This is a genomic window from Lysinibacillus sp. COL-1, from assembly GCF_059814265.1.
In genome coordinates, this window is record NZ_JCAWSJ010000004.1 from 670,865 (window position 1) to 695,172 (window position 24,308).

Here is a 24,308-nt window from a genome sequence, read left to right on the forward strand (position 1 = left end):
ACAATTGTTTTCTTAAATGCAGCTTGTCGTTGAATAAAATAAATAAAAGGTAATAACTTGAAGATGTGGCCCTATGGATATTAAATTTTACTTTATGCATAAAAAATAGTATTATAATTGATAATAATTATCAATTAAAAATGAAGGAATGGGTTACGATGAATGAGCGCTACCGAACATTTATTTTATTAGCACAATACAAATCATTTACTGAAACAGCGAAGCAGATGTTTTGTTCCCAACCAACAGTTTCTCAGCATATTCAGCAATTGGAAAGTGAATTAGGCTGCCAGCTGATCTCACGGAAAAAACGACAAATCGAGTTAACTACACAAGGCGAAATGGTGTTGGCTTATGCGCAGAAGATGCAGGAAATGGACCAACAATTGCGAATAGCAGTAAAGCAGACACAACAGGAAAATATCAAATTATATATAAGTCACTATATTGCAGATAGCTTTTTTGACGAGCTATTTGATAAAAATAATAGCACATATAAACAATATCCATATGAAATTAATAGCTATTGCTATGAAGATTTAAAAAGTAGTTTAGTAGAAAACCATGCCAAATTTGCTGTGATGCCGATTTATGATGCTGATAAGATTGTTCACGAGTCATTTGATATCGATATTTTATTTGAGGAAGAATTAGTATTAGTGATGACAAATGATCATCCTTTAGCAAGTCGTCAAATCATTTATACAAGAGATTTGAAAAACTTATCGATGCTATTGTCCCAAAGTTCTTATTTGAATCAGCATATTAAACAAGCTTTACATCAGAAGGCAGTACCTGTTTATTATATACAGATGACTAATTTTGAAATTATTAAGAAGGCTGTGCAGCAGGGTATGGGCGTATCCTTTTTACCTTATAAATCAATAGAGGATAGTCTAGATAAATTAACGTTTAAATATGTGAAAGGTCTATCTATTAAACGAAAAAATGGTATTGTATTTAACCGTAACCAAATTTTAAATGAGCAAGAACAAGCATTTTGTGAACGTATAAAGAAGAAATTGAAGATAGAGTCTATCAGGTAAGCTAAACTTATAATGGTAAATAAATCCTTTATAGTGTTTCTTCTATTATATTTATTAAAATATTTTCTAATTTAATCCAAGCAATATACGAAGCTTTTATTTACTGATTCGTAATTGTTTGGGTTTTTTATCTTAATTGAGCATCTATGCCAGCAGTATGGTAGCACTTCGAGGAATTTATATAGCTTTTCTGCGATGACTTCCAAGAATCATTTTTGATAGAATATCATCCTTCATTTGTAGGTTTATAGCATTCTATAAGAAAATGTAATAGTACAATAGGAGATTTTTATAATTCGAGAAAAACGGATAAGTGGACAGCGAAAATTAAAATCTTACACCTTACATGATATTGATAATCGTTATCAATGGTGATATAGTTCGAAATGCAAGGAGGTATGAAGATGTCAAAAGACTATATTGTTGTTCATCCATGTAATATTTTTTCTCAAGGCAAAGCAGATGAAAATTTTGAAATTGTAGATATGTATGATTTACCGAATATTGAGCTGTCTTCTTATAAATGTATGATAATTTTAGGGTTTGTCGATCAAGAATTTTTGCAAGAAAAGAAGCAAATTATCGCAGATTTTTTGGCAAGTAAAAAGATTGTATGCTTCTTCGGTAACTTAGTCACAAATTGGTTGCCAGGACAGCAGGCATTTATTGCAAAGGAAATTCGAAATCATTGGGATTATGACATCTCAATTGCGAAACAACACAGAATTTTTGCAGGTGTAAAGGAAGAAGATATGACAATAAATAAAGGTGTGAAAGGATTTTTTGCTCGTGGACATCATCCAGCACCTACAGATGCGGAAATTTTATTAACCTTGCCAGACGGTGAGCCTGTGACATTTATTGACCGAAGCTCAACAAATGGGACTATTTTTATGCATGCAGGTAATAATCTTTTAACTATTGGAGGCATGACACCGTCATCATCAAAAACAACCAGTCGTATTCCTACACAGCTAATGCAATGGGTACAAGAAGAATACATGTATTTAGCGGAAAGGAGTGTCAAGTAGTGCGTAAAATAGCTGTTATGTATAGTGGTAGTTCACAACATTGGCGTACATATAAGACATCTGAATTCGCTCAGTATATTGATCAATTGATTCCAGTGCGTCAGTTAGAGGAAGAAAATTTAGATGCCTTTGATGTATTAATCATCCCTTCTCAATCTCATACAGGGTTATTAGATAAAAATATTCAAAAGATCTATGATTTTGCGAATACAGGTAAAGTAGTGGTCACATTTGGCCCTCAGCACAGAGATTGGTTGCCAATGCATAATTGGGAATCTAGGCCAACTAATTTTTGGTGGTGGCTAGAGCCTAATGCTGATAGTGGCTTGCGTTTAATAGAGGCAACGCATGATTTATTTAAGAATTACCTTACATTGGAGGATGCAACTTGGCATCAACATGGTGTGTACTGGCCAAGTGAGGGCTGTGAAGTTTTAGTATCGACAGATGATGGTGGGGCCGTCTTATATATTGATCGAGTGAACACAAATGGGATTTGGGTCAATACAACATTGGATCCAGATTATCATTTTGGATCTTATTTTATGCCGGCAACAGAACGCTTCTTACGAGGATTTTTACCTTGGCTAAAGAAAGGGCAAATATAAGGAATGCTAAGTGCGCAAAATGATTACTAATAGCTCTATTTGAGACGCAAGTGTTAGTAGTATGTTGGTTCAAGGTTTTGACAGGAAAGCTTGCCGTACATAGTGTAGAAAAATAAGCTTGTGGTATTAAATTAATTATTTTGGAATTTGCTCGTCATTGGTACGGAAATTTTTTGATAAAAGAAAGTAGGAGAACTAGTGGAACCTATTGCTTATGTTGGCATTGATATTCAGTTTACTCGATTAACGGCTGAGGATCGTGAACGTGGCTTAGTATTTTTATATTTATATGATTTACCCTATGTTGATTTAACTGCCTATGCAGGAATAATTATCACAAATCATGTAGAAGAGCAATTTCTACTAGAACATAAAATGATTTTAGATGAATATTTGCTACAGGGTGGTGTTATCTTTTCACTGACAGAAATATCATTGCCATGGTTAGCAAATGTAGCTAATTGGAAACGCTCTCCTATTCCATTGAAAGATCGCGAAATCATGATTGAACAAGCTAATTGTTCTTTATTTAAAGGGATAGAGCCTTATGATATTAATTATCGAAAAGGTGTACGGGGCTTCTTTTCTCGTGGCTATTTTGAAGAATTACCAGCACATGCGGAAGTGTTAATTACAGATCAAAGTGGTGTACCGATACTTTATGTTGATCGACACTCAACAAATGGCACCATTTTTGCAGGGGCAGGTACCGATATTTACAAGGTATTTATGCATGAAGAAAATACATCGAAAAAGCTTAGTATGCAAATGCTAGATTGTATTCGTGAGGAAGCTAACCGCAATTATGCAAGTGGAGGTAGGGGCAAATGATAGGGATTGTGACGAATGGCTTACCATTTCAAAATCGCTTTTTTGCAGAGCAAGAATTTCATTATTTATATGATGAAGTGCTACATATTCGCCACTTTCATCAATATGATTTAACAAAGTATGACACACTTATTTTATCTTGTCGCTTAGATATCCGTTCTTTAAAGCGGTATCAGTCACAATTACTGAAATTTGTTAATGCTGGCAAAAGACTGATTATTTTTGGTGAAATATTGGATTGCTGGTTTCCGACAATTGATTGGGAAGATTCTGAGGTCAATTTTAGTTGGTGGGTGAGAGATGGCGGTGATTTACCGATGAAAATGCAAAATAATGTGCATCCACTTTTTAAATACGTGACATTGCATGATATGAAATGGCATTATCACGGTTCTTTTTTACCACCACAAGGAGCGCAATCGTTATTAGATATTCCAAATGGACGATCGTTATTTTATGTAGATAATGTGAGTTTTAATGGAGAACTAGTTGTCACTACACTTGATCCGATGTTTCATATTGGACTAGGTTTTATTGATCAATCAAAGCCGTTTTTACATGGGATGGCAAAATGGTTAAGAGAGGAAGAAAAACATTGAAGAAGTATGGACTTGTCGCTGCTGTAGCACTAACAATGTTGCTGGCAGCTTGCAATAATAACAACGAAGAGACGCAAAATAATACTAAGCCTCAGGTGGAGCAACAATCATCAGAGTTACAAACGACAAAGGAAGAGAAGCTTGTAGTTGACCAATTAGGACGTGAAGTAACAGTACCAAATTCGATTGAGCGTGTTGTAATGGGAGGCATTCTTCCATACTTCTCTACTTGGTATGTAGCAACAAATTCTACAAAAGAAATTGCTGGTATGCATCCAAATTCGTATAATGCAGCAAAACATTCGATGCTAGCAAAAATGTCTCCAGATGTTTTAAAGGCTGATACTTCGTTTATTCAAAATGGTGAAGTCAATGTGGAAGAATTAATGAAAGTAAATCCACAATTATATATAGAGATTGCAACAGATGAGAAATCAATCCATAAAGTATCAGAGGCAGGTATTCCTGTGGTTGCGCTCAAGGCAATTGACGCAGCTGCGGCAGAGCCATTAGCTACCTTTAATAGCTGGTTAGAAATAACAAGTCAAATAACAGGCACAACAGAACGTGCTAATCGCTTCCTAGAGGAAGGCAAAAAAGTACAAGCTCAATTAGATGAAAAGTTAAAAACGATTGAAGAAAAAGATAAGCCTCGCGCGATGATGTTGTTTAGACATAATGAAAAGTCGATTACAATTGGAGGGAAAAACTTCTTTGGTAATCAATGGCTCAATGCGACGGGAGCAATTGATGTAGCTGAAAATGATATCCAAGGACAAAAAGAAGTCAATATGGAACAGGTATATACTTGGAATCCAGATATTATTTTTATTACCAATTTTACAGAAACACAGCCAGCTGATTTGCTTGAAAATAAGATACCTGGGCAGGATTGGAGTCAGGTGAAGGCAGTTCAGGAGGGTAAAGTGTATAAGATTCCATTAGGCATTTATCGTTGGTTCCCACCTAGTGGAGACGCACCTTTAATGTTAAAGTGGCTTGCACAAAAAAATCACCCAGCGCTATTTGATTATAAAATAGAGGATGAGATTAAAGCATATTATAAAGATTTTTATGAATACGATGTGACAGATGAAGATATTCAAGCTATTTTAAATCCGTCTTCAGAAGCAGCTAAATATTAAGGGATGATTGGTAAATGCAAAACTGGAAAAAGATTATTTTATGGCTCCTCCCCTTGGTGATTGCCGTTATTTCTCTTGGTGTAGGACGCTTTGAGGTTGGTATCGAGCAGCTATTAAAGATTCTTGCTTCACAGATTTTCCCTATAGAGCCGACATGGACAGAGATGGAAGAAACGGTTATTATCAATATTCGCTTGCCACGTATTCTTCTCGCATTGTTAATTGGTGGAGGTTTAGCAATTGCAGGTGCTAGCTTCCAAGGAATGTTTGGTAATCCGCTAGTATCACCAGATATTTTAGGTGTTTCGGCGGGAGCTGGCTTTGGTGCTTCTCTTGGGATATTATTGTTTGGGCAAAATTTTGCCACACAGATAATGGCATTGCTTTTTGGATTAGGTGCCATCGGCTTTACGTTTTTAATTGCTGGCGCACGCAAAAATGCTCCTATTTTTATGTTTGTCTTAGCAGGTGTTATTACATCGGCACTGTTTAATGCGCTTATTTCGTTAACTAAATTTGTAGCTGACCCAGAGGAAAAGCTACCTGCGATTACCTATTGGTTGATGGGTAGCTTAGGAACGGTTACTTATAAAGATTTATATATAGGTGGACCACTGATTATTATCGGTATGTTAATACTTTATTTCCTAAGATGGCGATTAAATATTTTAACCCTCCCAGAGGATGAGGCAAAATCAATGGGAATTTCTGTAGTGCCTTTGAAATGGATGATTATATTTGGTGCCACTTTGATTACTGCGGTGTCTGTTGCGGTTGCAGGAATTGTTGGCTGGGTGGGTTTGATTATTCCACATGTTGCTCGTATGCTTGTTGGAAACAATAATCAGCATGTATTACCAATGTCGATTGCTATTGGAAGCGTCTATTTGTTAGTAATTGATAATTTAGCACGTTCTATAACAGCAACAGAAATACCTTTATCGATTTTAACAGCGATTATTGGTGCACCATTCTTTGCTTATTTACTGCGTAAATCTGGAGGTGGATGGGCGTGATAATTGAAGTGAAAAATGGCAATTTTTATTATGAAAAGCATCGTAAGAAATCCCAAAATCTTTATGTAAACAATATTAATTTTACACTGGAACCAGGACAAATTATGGCCATCCTTGGTCCTAATGGAGCTGGAAAGACAACGATGCTCAAATGTATTACAGGGTTACTAGAGTGGAAGCAGGGAGAAACCTATATAGATGACAAGCCATTGTCTACTGTCAAGCGTAAGGAGCTTTGGCAACGTATTGGCTATGTACCGCAAGCTCATAAAATGGTATTTGGTTTTACAATAGAAGAGCTTGTTGTGATGGGAAGAGCCCCTTTTATTAGTACATTGGCCCAACCATCAAAAAAAGATTTAGAAGCGGCGCATTTGGCATTAGATACAATTGGTATCGTCCATTTAGCAAAAAAATCATGCAATGAGGTAAGTGGCGGCGAGCTACAGCTGGCTTTAATAGCTCGCACACTGGTTGCCGATCCAGAAATACTTATTTTAGATGAACCAGAGTCACATTTGGATATTCAAAAACAAATTACTATTTTACAAACAATCAAGCAATTAGCGAGAGAACGTGGCATTTCTTGTATTATTAACACGCATTATCCTAATCATGCCTTTTATTTAGCTGATCGGGTCCTGATGACGGCAAAGGATAAGGGTGTTGTATATGGCGCTGTACGTGAAATAATGACGGAGGAAAGAATGCAGTCGTTTTTTGGTATCGAGCTAAAAAAAATACTGTATGAAGAAGAGAATTATGTGGTAGAAACAATGGTTCCACGTGCATTAGGTGCAGAAAAATAAGGAGTGCCGCTGGCTTGACTCCAATCAACCATTCTGCAAAAGTGTCTTTTCCTCTTTCATACTAGCCGTTGGGGACTAAATAACCCTTTATTTGTCTTATTAGAGAGAGGATAGACCCTTATTTTCAAGATGGAGAAGTGATGAGTGACAACACCCCTCCATAAAATGAGTAGTGGAAATCTTTGCTAAAAAGATAACCTTTTTATGGATTGGAAGGCTACTTGACTCCGATGGGATAGCGAGACAGGCGAGCCCTCAGGAAAGCAAGTAGCCGGAAATCCATTTTCACCTTTCACAAACATTCTATGGATAGTTTTGTTTTTCCACACTATGTAGCATGTAGTTGTTTTCCCAACTACATGCTTTTTAGCTATTTTTACTGTATTAGCTTGGTGCGTGAGTCGGCTACATTGATAATCAGGTAGTGGTATTGCCTTCAAATATTATTTCTATTATTTGCAAGCTCCTTTAATTATTCTGAATAATCGATAAATGCTATAATGATAGCATTGTAGAAAGTAAGGGAGGATTTCATAGTGGAGCTTAATTTAACTGGGAAAGTAGCAATTATTACAGGATCGAGTAAAGGAATTGGTTATTATACGGCCATGCAGCTTGTCAAAGAGGGGGCTCATGTTGTACTTTGCGCACGTGGAGAAAAACAGCTACAGGTGGCAGCTGGGTGTATTAAAAATGAAACAGGTGTGGATGTTTTAATTGTTCCAGCTGATGTTACAAAGGAAAAGGACTGTAAGTATTTAATTGAGCGTACAGTAGAACATTTTGGACGCATTGATATTCTCATTAATAATGCTGGTACAGCTTCAGCGAATCCCTTTGAATCAGTGAGTAGTGAGCTGTGGCAAGCAGACATAGATTTAAAGGTATTTGGGGCTATACATTGCTCCAAATATGCTGCACCATATATGCGTAAGGCTGGTGCAGGTGCAATCGTTAATGTGACAGCGGTGATGGCTAAGACACCTCCAGCAAGCTCGCTTCCTACTACAGTTAGCCGCGCTGCGGGACTTGCTTTGACAAAAGCGATGAGCAAGGATTTAGGGAAGGATAATATTCGCGTAAATTCTGTATGTATTGGGCTTATTCGCAGTGATCAGATCGAAAAGAATTGGAAAAAGGAAGAACCTAATTTATCGTGGGAAGATTATTCTCGTAAGGTAGGGAAAACTATTCCACTTGGACGTGTAGGTGATACGCAAGAAGCCGCTAACGTCATCACATTTTTAGTTTCTGATGCAGCAAGTTATGTTACAGGGACTTCAGTGAATATTGATGGTGGCTCTGGTCACGCATTATAAATAGGATAATCTTTTTTAGGAAAATAATTTTAATGATGTCTCATTAAATTATGATGAGACAACCCCTATATTTCTCTTAATTAAAAGAAGAAAGCCATCCGCTTTCTTTTTTTATATTATTTTCCTAAAATTATAATAGACAGAAAATTCTTGCAGATGTAGAATGAACGATATAGGGGGTGAAAAGTGGCGAAATGTTGAACGAAAATTTTGCTGCGCTGTTGTTACGAGTTGTTCGTATCATTGCTCAAATTGGCATACTGACCATTTTTTATTACATGGGGGTGGGAATTGTAACCTATTTACACATACCTCTTCCAGGAAGTATTATTGGATTACTGTTATTAGCACTTTCACTCATGTTTAAAATCATTAAGGTGGAATATATTCAAGACGGTGCAAGTTTTTTAATTGGTATGTTAACATTGTTTTTCATACCAGCAACGGTAGGGGTTATTGATTATCCAGAACTCATGTCAGTCACTGGCCTGTTGATTATTTTAGCCGTTATTGCTAGTACATTAATCTCTATTTATGTCACGGGTTTACTGACACAAATCATTGAGAAAAAAGAATTGGCGAAAAAAGAAGGTACGGAAACCACTGTTGATGAAGGGAAGGGAGAGTTAACGGTTGATTGAAGCAATTGTTGTCCTAAGTACCGTCATTATGTTTGTATTGTTCACAAAGTTTTATCAGCGATTTCCACATCCCATCATGATCCCCTTGGTCACTACTACAGTGGTCAGTGTGATGATTTTACTTATATTCGATATTCCATATGCAACATATATGAGAGGTGGAGAATGGCTTCAGAAAATGCTTGGACCAGCAGTTGTCGCACTTGCCTATCCTCTCTATAATCAACGAGCTATTATTATAAAATATAAGTATTCTATTTTATCAGGACTTTTCATCGGTATGATTACAGGCTTAATGACAATTTTTGTATTACTAAAATGGATTGGTGTAAAGTCTAGCTGGATGCTGACGGCCTTACCTAAATCATTAACCACGCCTGTTGGGATGCAGGTAAGCGAAACGATAGGGGGTATCCCGCCTCTAACTGCTGTTTTTGTGATGATTGCAGGGTTTGTAGGGGCTATTATTGGACCATTCGTTATTAAATATGGCAAAATCAACTCTGCCGTTAGTAGAGGTGTGGCTGTAGGCAGTGCCTCACATGGTGTAGGTCTTGTAAAATTAAGAGAATATGGGGAACAGGAATTATCAGTTGGTTCATTATCGATGGGCTTAACGGCTGTTATTGGGGCATTTTTCTGTCCTTTATTTGTTTATTTATTTTTATAATCCAATTGTCGCTTTGTGCAAAAAAAGAGTTGTCTCAAAAACTATTTGAGACAACCTCTTTAGCTTTTTTCAATAATCAATTGAATCGTATGGGCTAGCCCAGTGTGTAGCATTCCTTCATGTCGAATTTGCTCACCTGTAAAAAAGTGGATAATTTTATATGCTTGACACCATTGGAGGACATCTAAAGGGTTATATAAAAAGTCGAGTTGCTGTGGACCACCTGAAGCATAAGGGAGCTGATAAATGGAATATAACTCCATCATAATTCGCCCTCCTGGTTTGACTGAATCGATAATCTTTTGTATGACCGTTTGTTGTTGCTTTGCTGGAAAATGTCCAAATACCATAATGGCCGCATCATATTTATTAACGGGAAGCTCATCCAGCAGTAAATCGGCTAGCTTAGTTTGAACTGTCACTTGATGCTTCAGTGCTAATTGTTCAGTTTTTTGAAGACCACTCTGTGCATAATCATAGGCAGTAACCGTATGTCCAGCTGTGGCTAAAAAAACAGCATTACGTCCTTCACCCTCTGCATAGGCAGCGATATTAGGGTAATCTTTCAAATAATATACATAATCTTTAATAAAGGCATTAGGTTGTTCGCCATAAACGTATTCTGCTCCTTGAAAACGTTGATCCCAAGTATTCATTTAGTTCACTCCCTTTTTTATATTGTAAATAATATAGATTGCTTATTCTAATTTTTAGCTTATTTAGTTGAAAGCTTGAAAAAGCAACTAGTCGTTATGAAAAGGCAAATAATCAATTCTCAAGTAATATTCAAGTACCATCTATATATGTAATTAATAATGATTGGGACAGGTAAAGAGAAATTTCTAAAGCAGCAATGATATCCAAGCATAGCAAAGCTCACTTGAGTGTTTTAGAGATAATGAAAAAGCTAGCTCTTCACAATGAAGAACTAGCTTTTAATTTTTAAAAAATAGGTTTTCGTTCTTTTATTACCCGAATTGTTTTCAATGTTGTATCCTCGGGTCCTTGTACTGGTAAACCTGCTTCAATATTCATTTGAATATAATGAATATTTTCTTGTGTAATTATTTCCCCGGGAATAAAAATCGGAATTCCAGGAGGATAGACCATAATAAATTCTGCACAAATACAGTTATCCGCTTCTGCAAGAGGAACGACTTCTGTATCGGCATAAAAGGCATCACGTGGTGACATGGCAAGAGCTGGGATTTCTGGTACATTCACTACAGCTTCTGTGATAGCCGCTTCAGAATCGAATGCTTTTGACATACGAGTGAGTGCATTTACTAAAAGATTAATTTCTTTTTTCGTATCTCCCAATGTCACTAAACATAAAATATTGTAAAGGTCAGACAGTTCCACTTCAATATTGGCATTATATCGTAACCATTCCTCAGCTCTATGACCAGAAATACCTAAATCTTTTACACTGATAAGCAGTTTTAATGGGTCCATATCATAGGTCGCCGATGAATGTAATTTTTCCTTACCTGCACACTTTAAATGCGCTATTTGATTGATGCGTTTACGCGCATCTTTTGCTAAACGCAATGCATCGTCGATTAAATCATATCCATGAATGGCTAGCTGGCGACGAGCTGTGTCAAGCGAAGCGAGTAATGGATATGAAGTCGATGTCGTTGTTAGCATGGAAAAGACAGCTTGTACACGTTTCGCTGAAACAAGACCTTCACGGACATTTAAAATGGAAGTTTGCGTCATGGAGCCACCGAGCTTGTGTACACTTGTTGCTGCCATATCTGCACCTGCCTCCATTGCTGAATACGGTAGGTCATCATGGAATTTTATGTGTACACCATGTGCTTCGTCTACGACTACTGGAATCTGACGATCATGAGCGATTTCGACAATGCGCTTTAAATCAGCTGTAAAGCCAAAATAAGTTGGATTAATAACAAGTACAGCTTTTGTGTCTGGATAAGCATTCAACGCTTTTTCGACAGCTTCAGGCGATATGCCATGAGAAATTCCATATTCACTGTCGACTTCTGGGTGAATAAAAATTGGAATTGCACCAGCGAATACAATCGCCGACATAATAGATTTATGAACATTCCGTGGCACTAGAATCTTATCACCTGGGCCGACGACGGTCAGAATCATCGTCATGATGGCACCACTAGTACCTTGAACGGAAAAGAATGTATGATCAGCACCAAAGGCTTCAGCTGCAAGGCTTTGTGCTTCTTTAATAGCACCCTTTGGTGAATGTAAATCGTCTAGTGGAGCAATATTAATTAAATCAATTGATAAAACGTTGTCGCCGACGAATTCTCGGAAAGCAGGGTCCATCCCTTGCCCTTTCTTATGGCCTGGAATATGGAATTGAATTGGATGTCTGTTCCGATGTTTAAGTAATACGTCGAACAATGGAGTCTCTAGTTGTGACAACGCAGGTACCACCTCACTTTATAATATCTAAGAAAACAAATGAATTATAGCACCTAACGACACGAAAAAATAGACTTTTCATAAAAATAAAAGGTTTTTTTCAGGATAAAGAGAAATTAGTATCGAACGAAAGGGGAGGTACTATGAATTGGAATACACGTGTGACGGAGCTTTTGCAGGTTAAATACCCCATTATTCAAGGTGGGTTAGCCTATTTAGCATATGCTGATTTAGCGGCAGCTGTATCGAATGCTGGCGGTCTAGGGCAAATAACAGCCATGAGCTTACGAGATCCTGATTTATTACGAGCAGAGATCCAGAAAGTCCGAACATTAACAGATAAACCGTTTGGCGTAAACTTTGCGATTGGTCTGCATGGTATAGGCTTTGAGGAGATGGTGCGCGTTGCAGTTGAGGAAGAAGTACCAGTTATTACGATGACTGGAGGAAACCCAGCACCTATTTTTGAGTTGCTAAAAGGAACAGCTATCAAAAAATTGGTACTTGTAGCTGCTCGTAGACCAGCCCAAAAAGCTGAACAACTAGGAGCAGATGCTGTGATGGTTGTTGGTCAAGAGGGGGGAGGTCATCTTGGGCGAGATGACGTTGGCACAATGGTGCTAGTTCCTCAAGTGGTTGATAGTGTGAAAATTCCAGTCATTGCTTCTGGAGGCATTGGTGATGGGCGCGGTTGGCTAGCTGCACACGCATTGGGAGCTGAAGGCATTGAAATGGGCACACGCTTTATTGCCACAAAAGAATGTGTCGATGCATCAGAGGCTTATAAAGAGGCTCTGCTTGCTAGTACGGAGGCTGATACGACGATTATTAAGCGTTCTATCGGCGCGCCAGCACGAGCTTTACGTAATGAATTTACGACAAAGATTTTAGAAATTGAGGAAAAAACACCAACATATGAGGCTTTAAAAGACTATATCAGTGGTTCAGCCAATAAGCGTTTTATTTACGATGGCAATCAAAATGAAGGCTTTGGCTGGGCTGGTCAAGTGACGGGAATGATTCACGATATCCCAACCGTAGCGGAACTTATTAATCGAATGGTTGCAGAAGCTGAAAGTATCCGGTTAAAATGGGGGCAATAACATAAAGGTGGTTTTGTCGAATGGAATATTCTTATCCGTTTTCAACTGATTGGTCCACAGAGGAAATTGTGGATGTCGTTCAATTCTTTGAAGGAATTGAGAAAGCTTATGAAAAGGGCATCAAGCGTGAAGTCATGCTGGCTAAATATCGTCGCTTTAAAGAGATTGTTCCATCTCAAGCAGAGGAAAAAACAATTTTTCGAGAATTCGAAGAGGCAAGTGGCTATATTAGCTATCCTGTCGTCAAACAAACCAAGGAAGCCGAAGATGGGATGCTTATAAAAATTGTCCCTAAAAACGGTCGATAAAAAATGGATGTGAGCACAACTCACATCCATTTTTTTTATTTTTTGTGTTAAAAAACGACATTTTGCATAAACTACATCAATAAAAATCATCATCAAATGAATCTAAGTAAAACTATTTTCCAACAATGACGTTGTAAAGAGGGAGTAAGCGATTAAATGTTTCCTCTGTTAATTGTTGTAACTCACTAGCTGTTAGCTTTGTCGCTTGCTCTTTTGGAATGTGACGACCAACCAAGAACTCACCTTTTTTGACATCTCGTAGTCGTATAAGCAATGCTTCAAGCTTGTCTTCTTTTGCCTCTTCGAGGGAAATGGCCTCAGGGGACATATGATCACCTGACACAATAAAATCAGTAGGAAGTTGCTCCAATAAAGATTTATGGGCAAGTAAACGCTCAGCCATAACATTTTTTTGCGGTGCTTCATAAATAATAGCTAAGACGATGAATAAATGTGTGTGCCATAGACCAATCTGAAAGTGAGGCAATGATTTATAACCTCTTTTATATGGAGCGAAGGCAACCCAACTATCCTTTGGTGGGTTGACAGTTCTTCGAGCATGTTTGGCAACATGAGGGAAGAATTCTTCACCTAGTTGGCTAGAGAAATAAGCAGAAAAGTCTTCTCCTAGCTGATTGAATTTTGGACGTACAAGGGAAGTTAAAGCATCCATTCTTTGTTCTAAACCGTCTATTGTAAAAACATTAAAGTCTTTGTTTGTCCACTTTGTTTTTGGCAATTTTATTTTACTCCTTTCGTTTTATAAGGTTTATTTTACGCTGATTTTGGGAAAAAATCTTATAACAAGAACTTTATCGAAATAAAAAAGTTTTTGTAAAAAAAATTAAAAAAGGAAGTGTTTTTTATGAAACCTATCGTAAAAATTATACGTAAAGTTGACATTGAAAAGCAATATGAACACATTTTACAATTAGAATTAGATTATGAATTAGCATCACTCTTTGAGGCGATGAATGAAAAAAATGATATTGAAATTGAAAAAAGTAAAAAACGTCTGGCTGAAATACAGATGGAACTTGAAAGCTTGCACGCCTATGCGTAATCAAAATTTAATACCTATTTAAAAAATCACTTGCTGAATATTCCGACAGCAGGTGATTTTTATTGTGACAAAGGGTAAAATAGAAATTATATCAAATTGCAGTCCTCTGTTTTTTTATAGTCGAAACAAATGGTTAAGTGATGGAAAAGGTATGAGGAGCATAAAGAGAGCGAGAGAGACTTTTCTTATATCCGAAGGGTGGGTTTTGAGTGCATTTACAACAAATTGATGAATTTGCAAAAAGTATCATTTTTGAAGCTGGAAGACGTATTCGAGAGGCTTTTTCGTATAATCTAGTTATTGAGACAAAATCAGGTGCAAATGATCTCGTTACCAATATTGACCGAGAGACCGAATTATTTTTTATCGAGCAAATTAAAGCTTTTGATCCAACCCATAAAATTTTAGGGGAAGAAGGAATGGGCGAAAAGGTCGAATCATTAGATGGTGTTGTCTGGATTATTGATCCGATTGATGGCACGATGAATTTCGTCAAACAACATCGTCATTTTATGATTTCTATCGGTATTTTTGTAAATGGTGTTGGAAAGTTAGGGTACATATTTGATGTCATGCGAGAGGATTTATTTAATGCCATTGAAGGTCAAGGGGCATGGTATAATGATTCACCATTGCGTAAACTACAGTCTGTCTCAATGGAGGAGTCGGTCATTGGCATTAATGCACATTGGGTGGCACCCAATCGACATATCCACCATGAAAAGGTGATAGAAATGGTTCGCAAAGTGCGTGGTACACGATCCTACGGGTCAGCGGCAATGGAAATTGCATTTGTTGTTAGTGGCAAACTAGATGCATATGTCTCCATGCGACTAGCACCATGGGATATTGCAGGCGGAACCATCATTGCTCAGGAGGTTGGGGCAGTTGCAACAAATTTACATGGAGAAGGCTTTGATTTCCTCCATCAAGATACTTTTATCATCGCCAATCCTTCCATCCATAAAGAATTATTAGAAAAATATATTGTGCCGTACGATTAAATAAAAAGGAGCCGTCTAGTAACTAGACAGCTCCTTTTCATGTTGATTGCTTATTTTTTCAGTGGGTTTTCAACCAGCTAAATTAACATCTGCCAAGGCATACTTGATTAAAGTAAGCCTTGTGTACGTAGTTTACGCTTCATTTTAAAGGCTGTCATGAAAATGACACAAGTTGCCACAATACCTGCTATTGCACCAAATACACTACTAGCCGCAACAGAATAGCCGATAGAGCACATTGCTAGTACAGCTGCTAATGCATAGATAGCCATTACGATTTTTGCACGATTCATAGCCTAGCCTCCTATATAAAAAATTTGTAAATCAAATATATTTTTTAGAATGATGGAAATTCTAATAAGGACATTTCTATCCTTCTTGTGCTATAATATCACAGTTAAACATTCGAAAAAAGAATATGGAGTGGAATAATGACAAACTTACGTCAAGATCTTCGCAATATCGCAATTATCGCCCACGTTGACCATGGTAAAACTACCTTAGTCGACCAATTACTAAAACAATCAGGTACATTCCGTTCAAACGAACGTGTTGAAGAACGTGCAATGGACTCTAATGATATTGAACGCGAACGTGGTATTACGATTTTAGCTAAAAATACAGCAGTAAACTATGAAGGAACTCGTATCAACATCCTTGATACGCCTGGACACGCTGACTTCGGTGGTGAGGTAGAACGTATTTTAAAAATGGTAGACGGCGTTTTACTAGTTGTCGATGCGTATGAAGGTTGTATGCCTCAAACACGTTTCGTACTGAAAAAAGCATTAGAACAACGCTTAACACCAATCGTTGTTGTTAATAAAGTAGACAAAGATTCAGCTCGTCCACTAGAAGTAGTGGATGAAGTGCTTGAATTATTTATCGAGTTAGGTGCAGATGACGATCAATTAGATTTCCCTGTTGTCTATGCTTCAGGTGTAAATGGTACAGCTTCTTTGGACGCAGATCCATCTAAACAAGAAGAAAATATGAAATGTCTATTCGAAAAAGTGATCGAGGCTATTCCAGCACCAGTGGATAACTCAGAAGATCCATTACAATTCCAAGTAGCTCTACTTGACTATAATGACTTCGTTGGACGTATCGGAATTGGTCGTGTATTCCGTGGAACAATTTCTGTAGGTCAACAAGTTGCACTGATGAAATTAGACGGTACAGTGAAAAACTTCCGTGTAACGAAAATCTTTGGTTTCTTCGGTTTAAAACGTGAAGAAGTAGAGACAGCAAAAGCTGGTGATTTAATCGCCGTTTCAGGTATGGAAGACATCAACGTTGGTGAAACAGTTTGTCCTGTTGAACACCAAGAAGCGCTTACACCATTACGTATTGATGAGCCGACTTTACAAATGACATTTTTAGTAAACAATTCGCCATTCGCAGGTCGTGAAGGGAAATGGGTTACTTCTCGTAAAGTAGAAGAGCGTTTACGTGCTCAATTACAAACGGACGTATCTTTACGTGTTGAAGATACTGATTCTCCAGATGCTTGGACAGTTTCAGGTCGTGGTGAGCTTCATCTATCAATTCTTATTGAAAATATGCGTCGTGAAGGTTTCGAATTACAAGTATCTAAACCGCAAGTAATCGTGCGTGAAATCGACGGCGTAAAATGTGAGCCATTCGAACGTGTTCAAATCGATGTACCAGAAGAAAATGTTGGTTCAATTATTGAATCAATTGGTGCACGTAAAGGTGAAATGCTTGATATGGTGAACAACGGCAGTGGTCAAGTTCGTTTAACGTTCTTAGTACCAGCTCGTGGTTTAATTGGTTATACTACTGAATTCATGTCGATGACAAAAGGTTTCGGTATCATCAACCATACGTTTGATTGCTACCAACCATTACTACCAGGTAAAATTGGTGGACGTCACCAAGGTGTACTAGTTTCAATGGAAACTGGTAAATCAACAACTTATGGGATGATGCAAATTGAAGACCGTGGTACACTGTTCTTGGAGCCAGGTACAGATATTTACGAAGGTATGATCGTTGGAGAAAATACTCGTGACGCTGATATCACTGTAAACATCACAAAAATGAAACAAAAAACAAACATCCGTTCAGCAAATAAAGACCAAACGAATGTTATTAAAAAACCACGTATTTTATCTTTAGAAGAAGCGCTTGAATACCTAGGTGATGACGAGTACTTAGAAATCACACCAGAATCTATTCGTCTGCGTAAAAAAATTCTTGATAAAAATGAACGTGAGAAAGCAGCGAAAAAATTACGTAACGCAGAACAATAATTTTCCGCTGACATGAAAGGAAGAGGAGTCTTGGATATTAAGTCCGCTTTATTGGGTGAACTAAATGTTATTCAAGTTGCTGCACAGACAAGTTCCGATGAAACAACAAGAGTTTATGGAAGAATGGCGGGTATAACTAGATTTTTATACGAAAATTTACCAAGCTATGAAATTGCAGGCTATGTTGTATTTCTTCTTGTATTTGCACTTTCTGCCATTGTCTATAAGTTAGGCTTTGCCAAGAAATTAAAACTATCTCAAAACATTATTATTTATGCGTTCCTATTTTTAGGTTGTATCATGCTAACGTTTTTCGCCCTATTCTTGCCAATGATTGAGGGTCTGATTGTGGCAGCCTTAATTTTAATCGTATATAAAACAAGATTATGGCGTGAAAAAAGAGAAGAGCAACAAGCTACCAATCAGTAACAAGTATGTATTTTATAATAAGAATTTTTATACAGTCTTAGCGATTATTACGCTAAGGCTGTTTTCTTTTGTATCAATTCTCGAGCTTGCTCGAAAAGTGCCTTCTCAAAAATATTATTTGATGTACCTGACGCTAAATAATTGCTAAATCAAAATAAATTGGTAGGCACCGAAATCTTCTAATGTGAATAAGTTAATGTCGATAGGCTTATTTTCATCACATCAAGGAGGAAAGGGAATGCGTGGGCTTACAAAAGGTTTGCTATTAGGTGTCATTGCTTTGTTACTCCTTTCTTTGACAGCATGTAATAAAGCAGAGCTAGAAAAAGTCAAAGTAGGAGAAGTAACTCGTTCAATTTTCTATGCGCCACAATATGTAGCACTTGAGAAAGGATTCTTCGAGGAGGAGGGTCTTTCTGTTGAGCTACAAACGATTGCAGGTGGCGATAAAACTATGACGGCGTTACTGTCAGACGGGATTGATATTGCTTTAGTTGGATCAGAGACATCTATTTATGTCACTTTACAAGGTGCTAATGATCCCATTCAAAATTTTGCACAGTTAACACAAACTGACGGTACTTTTTTAGTAGCAAGAGATAAAATGAATAATTTTTCGTGGGATCAATTAAAGGGCTCAACATTTTTGGGGCAACGTAAAGGCGGTATGCCTCAAATGGCAGGAGAATTTGTGTTGAAAAAACATGGCATTGACCCTGTAGATGATTTAACACTTATTCAAAATATTGATTTTGCCAATATTGCTACTGCTTTTGCCTCAGGTACTGGTGACTATGTACAATTATTTGAACCAACTGCGAGCGTCTTTGAGAAAGAGGGGAAAGGCTATATCGTAGCTTCGTTTGGAACGGAGTCTGGCAATCTTCCTTACACGTCTTTTATGGCAAAAAGTAGTTATTTAAAGGATGAAGCGAAAACGGTTCAGGCTTTTACAAATGCATTGCAACGAGCACAGGATTTTGTACAAAATGAGAGTTCAGCAGAAGTAGCAAAAATGATTCAGCCATATTTTGAAAATGTCGATATAGCGATCATTGAAACCGTGATTGAGCGTTACAAAGCGCAGGGCTCTTATGCTACTGACCCAGTTCTCGATGAAGGAGAGTGGGATAACTTGCAAACAATTATGGAGGAAGCAGGTGAACTTCCTCAACGAGTGGAATATGACAAACTTGTGAATACAACCTTTGCCAAAAAGGCTGCTGAGTAATATGGAATTTTTACAGCTGGAGAACATTCACCATAGTTATTTTTCAAACACACAGGCAAAGGAAGTATTACGTGATATTAGTCTAGCGATTCGTGAAGGAGAATTTGTGTCCTTTATTGGACCGAGTGGCTGTGGGAAAACAACATTATTATCAATTATTGCAGGATTATTTCCTGCAACTGAAGGCAAGGTCTATATAGATGGTGAAGAGCTATCAGCACATAATCAATCTAGCATTGGCTATATGCTTCAGCAAGATTATTTATTTCCGTGGAAGACCATTGAGGAAAATGTAACAATTGGTTTGAAAATTATGGAACGAAGCAATAAAACACATAAAGTGACAGCCAATGCACTGTTACAGGAAATTGGCTTACCACATGTCGGGAATAATTATCCACGAGAATTATCAGGAGGTATGCGACAGCGTGTGGCTCTTGCTCGCACATTAGCCGTAAACCCAAAAATATTATTATTAGATGAACCATTTTCCGCTTTGGATTATCAGTCGAAATTAAAGCTTGAGGATTTAGTTGTGGAGACCTTAAAAACGTATAAAAAGACGGCTATTCTTGTAACACATGATATTGGCGAGGCTATCGCGATGAGTGAGCGTGTCTTTCTATTTTCAGCCAATCCCGGGGCATTGCACAGAGTGTTTGAAATACCTGAAGCTCTTCGTGAGCTATCACCCTTTGATGTAAGACAGCATCCAGCCTATACAGATGTTTTCCAAACCATTTGGAAGGAGCTGGAGAGTCTTGGATAACACATTATTTAAACAATATCAGCAATTACTAAAAAAAGAAAAACGCTTTGTACGGTTATATCAGCTTATCATTCTACTGCTATTCTTTGGTGGGTGGGAGCTTCTTTCAAGACTAGAGTGGATTGATCGTTTAATATTTAGCTCACCGACGCATGTTTGGCATACATTTATTGAAAAAGTAAGTGATGGTACATTAACATTACATGTTGGTGTGACATTAATGGAGACGGTGATTGGTTTTATTGCTGGTACTTTACTAGGAACATTAATCGCTATAGTATTGTGGTGGTCTCCGCTACTATCAAAGGTTCTCGACCCGTATTTAGTAATTTTAAATGCGATGCCGAAAGTTGCGCTTGGCCCTATTTTGATCGTTGCGCTCGGACCAGGCTATTTTTCCATTATCGCCATGGGTGCATTGATTTCCATCATTATTACAACCATTGTTGTGTATACAGCTTTCAAAGGTGTCGATCCAAATTATAGTAAGGTCTTACAAACATTTGGGGCAACTAGATGGCAAATCTTTCGTGAAGTAATTTTGCCAGCTTCATTTCCTACGATTATTTCAACTTTGAAAGTTAATGTTGGCTTATCATGGGTAGGGGTGATTGTAGGTGAATTTTTAGTAGCTTCAAAAGGGCTTGGTTATTTAATTATTTATGGCTTCCAAGTTTTTAATTTTAACCTTGTGCTCATGTCGCTTCTGATCATTGCGTTTTTTGCGACCATTATGTATCAAGTAGTTGAATTGGTTGAAAAAATAATTATTAAAAATAACGGATAAAAGAGGTTCTCTATAGTTGAGGTACTTCTCAGACTGTTGACAAAAGGAATCGAGTGTGAACTTCTCGATTCCTTTTGTCATTTTTGATACCTTTTTTTCCATTCGCAAAGACATGCTTCAAGGTTCCTCTGCGCTTTGCATAGATTTGTTTAATATTATAAGGATGTTGTAAATATTCAACTTCCGCTACCACGATTCCCCAATAGGACGTTGAATGAGTTTCTGATGATTATTACTTTTTATTCATTGTAATAAGGCTTAGGCGAGGGCACTTAATACAAATCAAAGGATTTGGTTTATTTGGGTAATAGTCCACATTGAATGCGGTTTCTTTCATAGTTTGGGCATGGAGCCAATGCCAAAGATAAATAGAATAAATGTAAGAAAACATACTTGGACGTCCATAAGCTGAAGGGAGTTTTTCTACTAAGTTAAACGACAATCGATAGCAGCCTCTAGTATTCATACTAAGTAAACTTTGGGTATTAATGGATCAATCGCTAATTGTTCACGTTTATTGGTTTGCTTCATGGATTATCACCACAAAGGTTTACTTTTCATCAATACATGTAGATGGAGTACTTTATGTAAAAGTTGATTGGAACGAATGGCAGTGACTCCGCCCACGAAAAGCGTCCACCTGTAGTGGAAATCAACGGCTTTACTTTGTTTATTGTAAAAGAAAAAGACTGAAGGCAAACGCTCGATTTTTTTGAGTTTGTCTTCAGTCTGAGAGGTGTCTTTATAGTTGAGGCACTTCTTTTTAATCTGTCATTTAGTTAAAATTCTTTATCCATTTGAGGTGAAGTACGATAAAAACGGAAATTGCCCGTTTCTATCCGTGCAAACGTATTTTCTTTAATACGATCATGACAAATTGTACACATATACGTATGAATTGGACGGTTACGTAACTTCTTGGCTAAAGGCAGATTATCATCTAAATTATCAATCGTATCGCAAATAACGCATTTTACGCGCATTGCATTCCCTCCTATTCAGCGCGAATGGCTGATATGTTTTTAATAGGATTGTCAATATTTGAACCATCTTTTAATAATACATGGATTGGGCCATCTTCTAAAAGAGGCTTGCCGTCTTGGCTATATTTTAATATTAGTGTTGAAGCTTCTTCAATTGTGAATGGAAATTCTTGTCCATCTTTGCATTCTAAAACGATTTTTGTCGCTTCAGGTTTAATTTCAGCATTCTTCAAGAAATGACTTAATTGGATACCAAAAGTACCTGTTTCCATTCCTTTACGGTCAAATTTACGCTCTGATTTTAATGTAGGTGGGAATGTGGCCCCCTCCATAATTTCACGAGACCAGTGAGCACCAACCTCACGCATATATTTGATGTCAGAATCTTCCTCAATGTTTTGTGTCGTAAAGTAAGTGTTTAAATCTAATTTACGATCGTCGAATATCCATACAGTGGGATCTAATGTTAGTTGGTATGAGACGGCACCTGTGATAGGAATTATTGTTTCCATAATAGAAATCCTCCTTAAATCTTGTATATCCATGACATAGTATAACGCTAATGCCTAGAGATAATAAAGAAATATAAACCGAATTCTCTATTTTCCAATGAAGACACTTGCATTTTTAACGACTAGAAGATAAACTTTATTAAGATAGAATCGAAGAAATATCAGATAATGGGGGCGTCCTCATGGATACGAAATCACAAACTTCTTTTCAAGAGAAGGCTTTGGAGCTATTAGTTGCTGATGCAGACAAGATTGCTCGCCTTATTCGAGTACAAATGGATCATTTAACAATGCCACAATGCCCTTTATATGAGGAAGTATTAGATACACAAATGTTCGGCCTATCACGTGAAATCGATTTTGCTGTGAAGCTTGGACTGATTGAACGTGATAAAGGCAAAGAAATTCTCGATTCACTCGAGAAGGAACTGTCTGTGTTGCACGATGCGTATACAGACAAATAAAAAGAAAAACTCAAACGCTTCTTTGCGCTTTGAGTTTTTTTACTAGAACGAGGTTTTCTAATGAGACAATACTTAAAACGATATGCACAAAATTTTGATTACCCCTTATTTTTTACGGTCCTATTATTAAGTTTATTTGGGTTAATAATGATTTACAGTTCAAGTATGATGGTAGCGATTGCGCAAAAAGAGCAAGCACCTGATTTTTTTTATCAAAAACAAGTTACCAATTTATTGGTGGCATTTATTGGTTTTATAGTGGCAGCCTTTTTCCCCTACAAGCATTATGCGAATAAGAACATTATGTTATTACTAACGATCATACTAGCGGTGTTATTCACATGGTTAAAATTGTTTGGTCACGGGGCAGATCAAGTAGGCTCTCAGAGTTGGATTGCTATTCCAGGATTAGGGAATTTTCAACCTTCGGAATATGCGAAACTATTTATTATTTTATATTTTGCAGCTGCTTTTTATAGAAAAGCGCAAAAACATACGTTTGAAAAGCTACAACCAACTGAAATTTTTTATCCCATTTTCCTATGGATTTTAGTGGTTGCTGGGGTAGCTTTCGAAACAGACTTGGGAGCAGTTATTATTCTGTGTGGAATAGCTGTATCTGTAGTAGCTTCAAGTGGCATTCCCTTTAAAACATTTTGGAAGTTCTTTGGTGTATTAGTAGCCTTCGGTACAGCAATCCTTGGTATCCTTTTGCTATTCAAGGGGGAACTACTAACTGATAACCGTAAAGGACGGATTCTATCTTATTTAAATCCGTTTGAATATGAGAGTGGTAGTGGTCACCAAGTGGTGAATAGTTATTATGCCATTGGCGGAGGTGGCTTAGAAGGACGTGGTCTTGGTCAATCGATTCAAAAATTAGGGTACTTACCTGAACCACAAACAGATTTTATAATGGCGATTATAATGGAGGAATTGGGAATATGGGGAGTTTTAATTGTCTTAGGTGGTTTAGGATTTATTGTATATAAAGGTTTTTCCATTGCATTACGAACAAAAGATCCGTTGGCACGCATGATTGCAGCTGGTATTGCGAGTTGGATAGGCTGGCAATCGTTTATTAATCTTGGGGGGATAACCGGGTTAATCCCGTTAACCGGTGTAACGTTACCTTTTATAAGCTATGGCGGTACATCTATAATCATTCTATCTTTAGCGATGGGAATATTAATCAATGTTTCTATGTTTGAAAAGGTAGAGAGGAAAAAAACACAATCATAAAGGGGGATAT

Annotated in this window: 28 protein-coding genes; 22 read left to right on the forward strand and 6 right to left on the reverse strand. The window is 37.3% G+C overall.

The annotated features are described in order from the left end of the window. Positions 1 to 158 precede the first annotated feature (158 nt). The 11 genes from AC6BKE_RS11450 (at position 159) to AC6BKE_RS11500 (ending at position 9,715) form a co-directional block, all read left to right on the forward strand. Positions 159 to 1,046, forward strand: coding sequence for a LysR family transcriptional regulator (locus AC6BKE_RS11450; RefSeq protein ID WP_051891703.1), 888 nt, complete (start codon positions 159 to 161; stop codon positions 1,044 to 1,046). A 404-nt stretch (positions 1,047 to 1,450) separates the two neighbouring features. Beyond that, positions 1,451 to 2,077: a hypothetical protein gene (locus AC6BKE_RS11455; RefSeq protein ID WP_089931916.1), complete on the forward strand. Its 627-nt coding sequence runs from the start codon at positions 1,451 to 1,453 to the stop codon at positions 2,075 to 2,077. Further along, complete coding sequence (locus AC6BKE_RS11460) at positions 2,077 to 2,685, forward strand: hypothetical protein (RefSeq protein ID WP_058843442.1); 609 nt, start codon at positions 2,077 to 2,079, stop codon at positions 2,683 to 2,685. Before AC6BKE_RS11455 ends, AC6BKE_RS11460 begins: the two co-directional genes overlap by 1 nt. Positions 2,686 to 2,883: 198 nt before the next feature. Then, on the forward strand, positions 2,884 to 3,516 hold the full coding sequence (locus AC6BKE_RS11465; protein ID WP_499856845.1) for a hypothetical protein: 633 nt from the start codon (positions 2,884 to 2,886) through the stop codon (positions 3,514 to 3,516). Then, positions 3,513 to 4,115: a hypothetical protein gene (locus AC6BKE_RS11470; RefSeq protein ID WP_036125464.1), complete on the forward strand. Its 603-nt coding sequence runs from the start codon at positions 3,513 to 3,515 to the stop codon at positions 4,113 to 4,115. The genes AC6BKE_RS11465 and AC6BKE_RS11470 overlap by 4 nt, the downstream gene beginning before the upstream one ends. Next, the gene (locus AC6BKE_RS11475; RefSeq protein ID WP_499856846.1) at positions 4,112 to 5,260 is read left to right on the forward strand and encodes an ABC transporter substrate-binding protein; all 1,149 of its coding nucleotides are present in this window, start codon (positions 4,112 to 4,114) and stop codon (positions 5,258 to 5,260) included. Before AC6BKE_RS11470 ends, AC6BKE_RS11475 begins: the two co-directional genes overlap by 4 nt. A 14-nt stretch (positions 5,261 to 5,274) precedes the next feature. Next, on the forward strand, positions 5,275 to 6,276 hold the full coding sequence (locus tag AC6BKE_RS11480) for a FecCD family ABC transporter permease (protein WP_036125460.1): 1,002 nt from the start codon (positions 5,275 to 5,277) through the stop codon (positions 6,274 to 6,276). Continuing rightward, positions 6,273 to 7,085 carry an ABC transporter ATP-binding protein gene (locus AC6BKE_RS11485; protein WP_330493438.1) on the forward strand — a complete coding sequence of 271 codons (813 nt, stop codon included), beginning with the start codon at positions 6,273 to 6,275 and terminating at the stop codon, positions 7,083 to 7,085. Before AC6BKE_RS11480 ends, AC6BKE_RS11485 begins: the two co-directional genes overlap by 4 nt. 536 nt (positions 7,086 to 7,621) lie before the next feature. Further along, positions 7,622 to 8,404: an SDR family NAD(P)-dependent oxidoreductase gene (locus AC6BKE_RS11490; protein WP_499856847.1), complete on the forward strand. Its 783-nt coding sequence runs from the start codon at positions 7,622 to 7,624 to the stop codon at positions 8,402 to 8,404. A gap of 194 nt (positions 8,405 to 8,598) precedes the next feature. Beyond that, complete coding sequence (locus AC6BKE_RS11495; protein ID WP_499856848.1) at positions 8,599 to 9,045, forward strand: CidA/LrgA family protein; 447 nt, start codon at positions 8,599 to 8,601, stop codon at positions 9,043 to 9,045. Further along, positions 9,038 to 9,715: an LrgB family protein gene (locus AC6BKE_RS11500; RefSeq protein ID WP_036125423.1), complete on the forward strand. Its 678-nt coding sequence runs from the start codon at positions 9,038 to 9,040 to the stop codon at positions 9,713 to 9,715. The genes AC6BKE_RS11495 and AC6BKE_RS11500 overlap by 8 nt, the downstream gene beginning before the upstream one ends. A 59-nt stretch (positions 9,716 to 9,774) precedes the next feature. Here AC6BKE_RS11500 and AC6BKE_RS11505 read toward each other — a convergent pair whose 3' ends face one another. Both AC6BKE_RS11505 and AC6BKE_RS11510 read right to left on the reverse strand, forming a co-directional pair. Continuing rightward, positions 9,775 to 10,371, reverse strand: a complete 597-nt coding sequence (locus AC6BKE_RS11505; RefSeq protein ID WP_141903378.1) for a methyltransferase domain-containing protein — start codon at positions 10,369 to 10,371, stop codon at positions 9,775 to 9,777. Positions 10,372 to 10,657: 286 nt separating this feature from the next. Further along, positions 10,658 to 12,127 carry an aminotransferase class I/II-fold pyridoxal phosphate-dependent enzyme gene (locus AC6BKE_RS11510; RefSeq protein WP_058843449.1) on the reverse strand — a complete coding sequence of 490 codons (1,470 nt, stop codon included), beginning with the start codon at positions 12,125 to 12,127 and terminating at the stop codon, positions 10,658 to 10,660. A 143-nt stretch (positions 12,128 to 12,270) separates the two neighbouring features. Here AC6BKE_RS11510 and AC6BKE_RS11515 point away from each other — a divergent pair, with 143 nt between their 5' ends. Next, entirely contained in the window at positions 12,271 to 13,230 is a 960-nt protein-coding gene (locus AC6BKE_RS11515; RefSeq protein ID WP_499856849.1) for an NAD(P)H-dependent flavin oxidoreductase, read from the forward strand. A gap of 20 nt (positions 13,231 to 13,250) precedes the next feature. Next, positions 13,251 to 13,538 (forward strand): UPF0223 family protein, encoded by a 288-nt coding sequence (locus tag AC6BKE_RS11520; RefSeq protein ID WP_036125382.1) that lies wholly within the window; start codon positions 13,251 to 13,253, stop codon positions 13,536 to 13,538. A 112-nt stretch (positions 13,539 to 13,650) separates the two neighbouring features. On the opposite strand, the gene AC6BKE_RS11525 is transcribed toward AC6BKE_RS11520, so the two are convergent. Then, positions 13,651 to 14,277 carry a YktB family protein gene (locus tag AC6BKE_RS11525; protein WP_036125380.1) on the reverse strand — a complete coding sequence of 209 codons (627 nt, stop codon included), beginning with the start codon at positions 14,275 to 14,277 and terminating at the stop codon, positions 13,651 to 13,653. A gap of 126 nt (positions 14,278 to 14,403) precedes the next feature. Between AC6BKE_RS11525 and AC6BKE_RS11530 the strand changes: the two genes are divergently transcribed. After that, positions 14,404 to 14,601 carry a YkzI domain-containing protein gene (locus tag AC6BKE_RS11530; RefSeq protein WP_036125378.1) on the forward strand — a complete coding sequence of 66 codons (198 nt, stop codon included), beginning with the start codon at positions 14,404 to 14,406 and terminating at the stop codon, positions 14,599 to 14,601. Positions 14,602 to 14,810: 209 nt separating this feature from the next. After that, entirely contained in the window at positions 14,811 to 15,605 is a 795-nt protein-coding gene (locus tag AC6BKE_RS11535) for an inositol monophosphatase family protein (RefSeq protein WP_036125376.1), read from the forward strand. Between the two features lie 107 nt (positions 15,606 to 15,712). On the opposite strand, the gene AC6BKE_RS11540 is transcribed toward AC6BKE_RS11535, so the two are convergent. Then, the gene (locus tag AC6BKE_RS11540; RefSeq protein WP_036125374.1) at positions 15,713 to 15,898 is read right to left on the reverse strand and encodes a DUF5325 family protein; all 186 of its coding nucleotides are present in this window, start codon (positions 15,896 to 15,898) and stop codon (positions 15,713 to 15,715) included. Positions 15,899 to 16,036: 138 nt separating this feature from the next. Here AC6BKE_RS11540 and typA point away from each other — a divergent pair, with 138 nt between their 5' ends. The 5 genes from typA to AC6BKE_RS11565 all read left to right on the forward strand — a co-directional run bounded on the left by typA (position 16,037) and on the right by AC6BKE_RS11565 (position 21,097). Then, on the forward strand, positions 16,037 to 17,881 hold the full coding sequence (typA, locus tag AC6BKE_RS11545) for a translational GTPase TypA (RefSeq protein ID WP_036125372.1): 1,845 nt from the start codon (positions 16,037 to 16,039) through the stop codon (positions 17,879 to 17,881). 30 nt (positions 17,882 to 17,911) lie between these two features. Further along, positions 17,912 to 18,310, forward strand: a complete 399-nt coding sequence (locus AC6BKE_RS11550) for a YlaH-like family protein (protein ID WP_036125369.1) — start codon at positions 17,912 to 17,914, stop codon at positions 18,308 to 18,310. 238 nt (positions 18,311 to 18,548) lie between these two features. After that, a complete protein-coding gene (locus AC6BKE_RS11555; RefSeq protein ID WP_058843452.1) occupies positions 18,549 to 19,541 on the forward strand; it encodes an ABC transporter substrate-binding protein in 993 nt (330 codons plus the stop codon). A 1-nt stretch (position 19,542) separates the two neighbouring features. Further along, the gene (locus tag AC6BKE_RS11560; protein ID WP_141903382.1) at positions 19,543 to 20,310 is read left to right on the forward strand and encodes an ATP-binding cassette domain-containing protein; all 768 of its coding nucleotides are present in this window, start codon (positions 19,543 to 19,545) and stop codon (positions 20,308 to 20,310) included. Further along, a complete protein-coding gene (locus tag AC6BKE_RS11565; protein ID WP_036125362.1) occupies positions 20,303 to 21,097 on the forward strand; it encodes an ABC transporter permease in 795 nt (264 codons plus the stop codon). Before AC6BKE_RS11560 ends, AC6BKE_RS11565 begins: the two co-directional genes overlap by 8 nt. A 779-nt stretch (positions 21,098 to 21,876) precedes the next feature. Here the strand turns inward: AC6BKE_RS11565 and AC6BKE_RS11570 are convergent. Together AC6BKE_RS11570 and AC6BKE_RS11575 are read right to left on the reverse strand one after the other, a co-directional pair. After that, on the reverse strand, positions 21,877 to 22,080 hold the full coding sequence (locus AC6BKE_RS11570; protein ID WP_036125360.1) for a YlaI family protein: 204 nt from the start codon (positions 22,078 to 22,080) through the stop codon (positions 21,877 to 21,879). Positions 22,081 to 22,091: 11 nt separating this feature from the next. Beyond that, a complete protein-coding gene (locus tag AC6BKE_RS11575) occupies positions 22,092 to 22,592 on the reverse strand; it encodes a molybdopterin-binding protein (RefSeq protein WP_036125357.1) in 501 nt (166 codons plus the stop codon). A 182-nt stretch (positions 22,593 to 22,774) separates the two neighbouring features. Here AC6BKE_RS11575 and AC6BKE_RS11580 point away from each other — a divergent pair, with 182 nt between their 5' ends. Both AC6BKE_RS11580 and AC6BKE_RS11585 read left to right on the forward strand, forming a co-directional pair. Further along, complete coding sequence (locus AC6BKE_RS11580) at positions 22,775 to 23,056, forward strand: Fpa/YlaN family protein (protein ID WP_036125355.1); 282 nt, start codon at positions 22,775 to 22,777, stop codon at positions 23,054 to 23,056. 60 nt (positions 23,057 to 23,116) lie between these two features. After that, the gene (locus AC6BKE_RS11585; protein ID WP_101966399.1) at positions 23,117 to 24,298 is read left to right on the forward strand and encodes an FtsW/RodA/SpoVE family cell cycle protein; all 1,182 of its coding nucleotides are present in this window, start codon (positions 23,117 to 23,119) and stop codon (positions 24,296 to 24,298) included. Positions 24,299 to 24,308 lie beyond the last annotated feature (10 nt).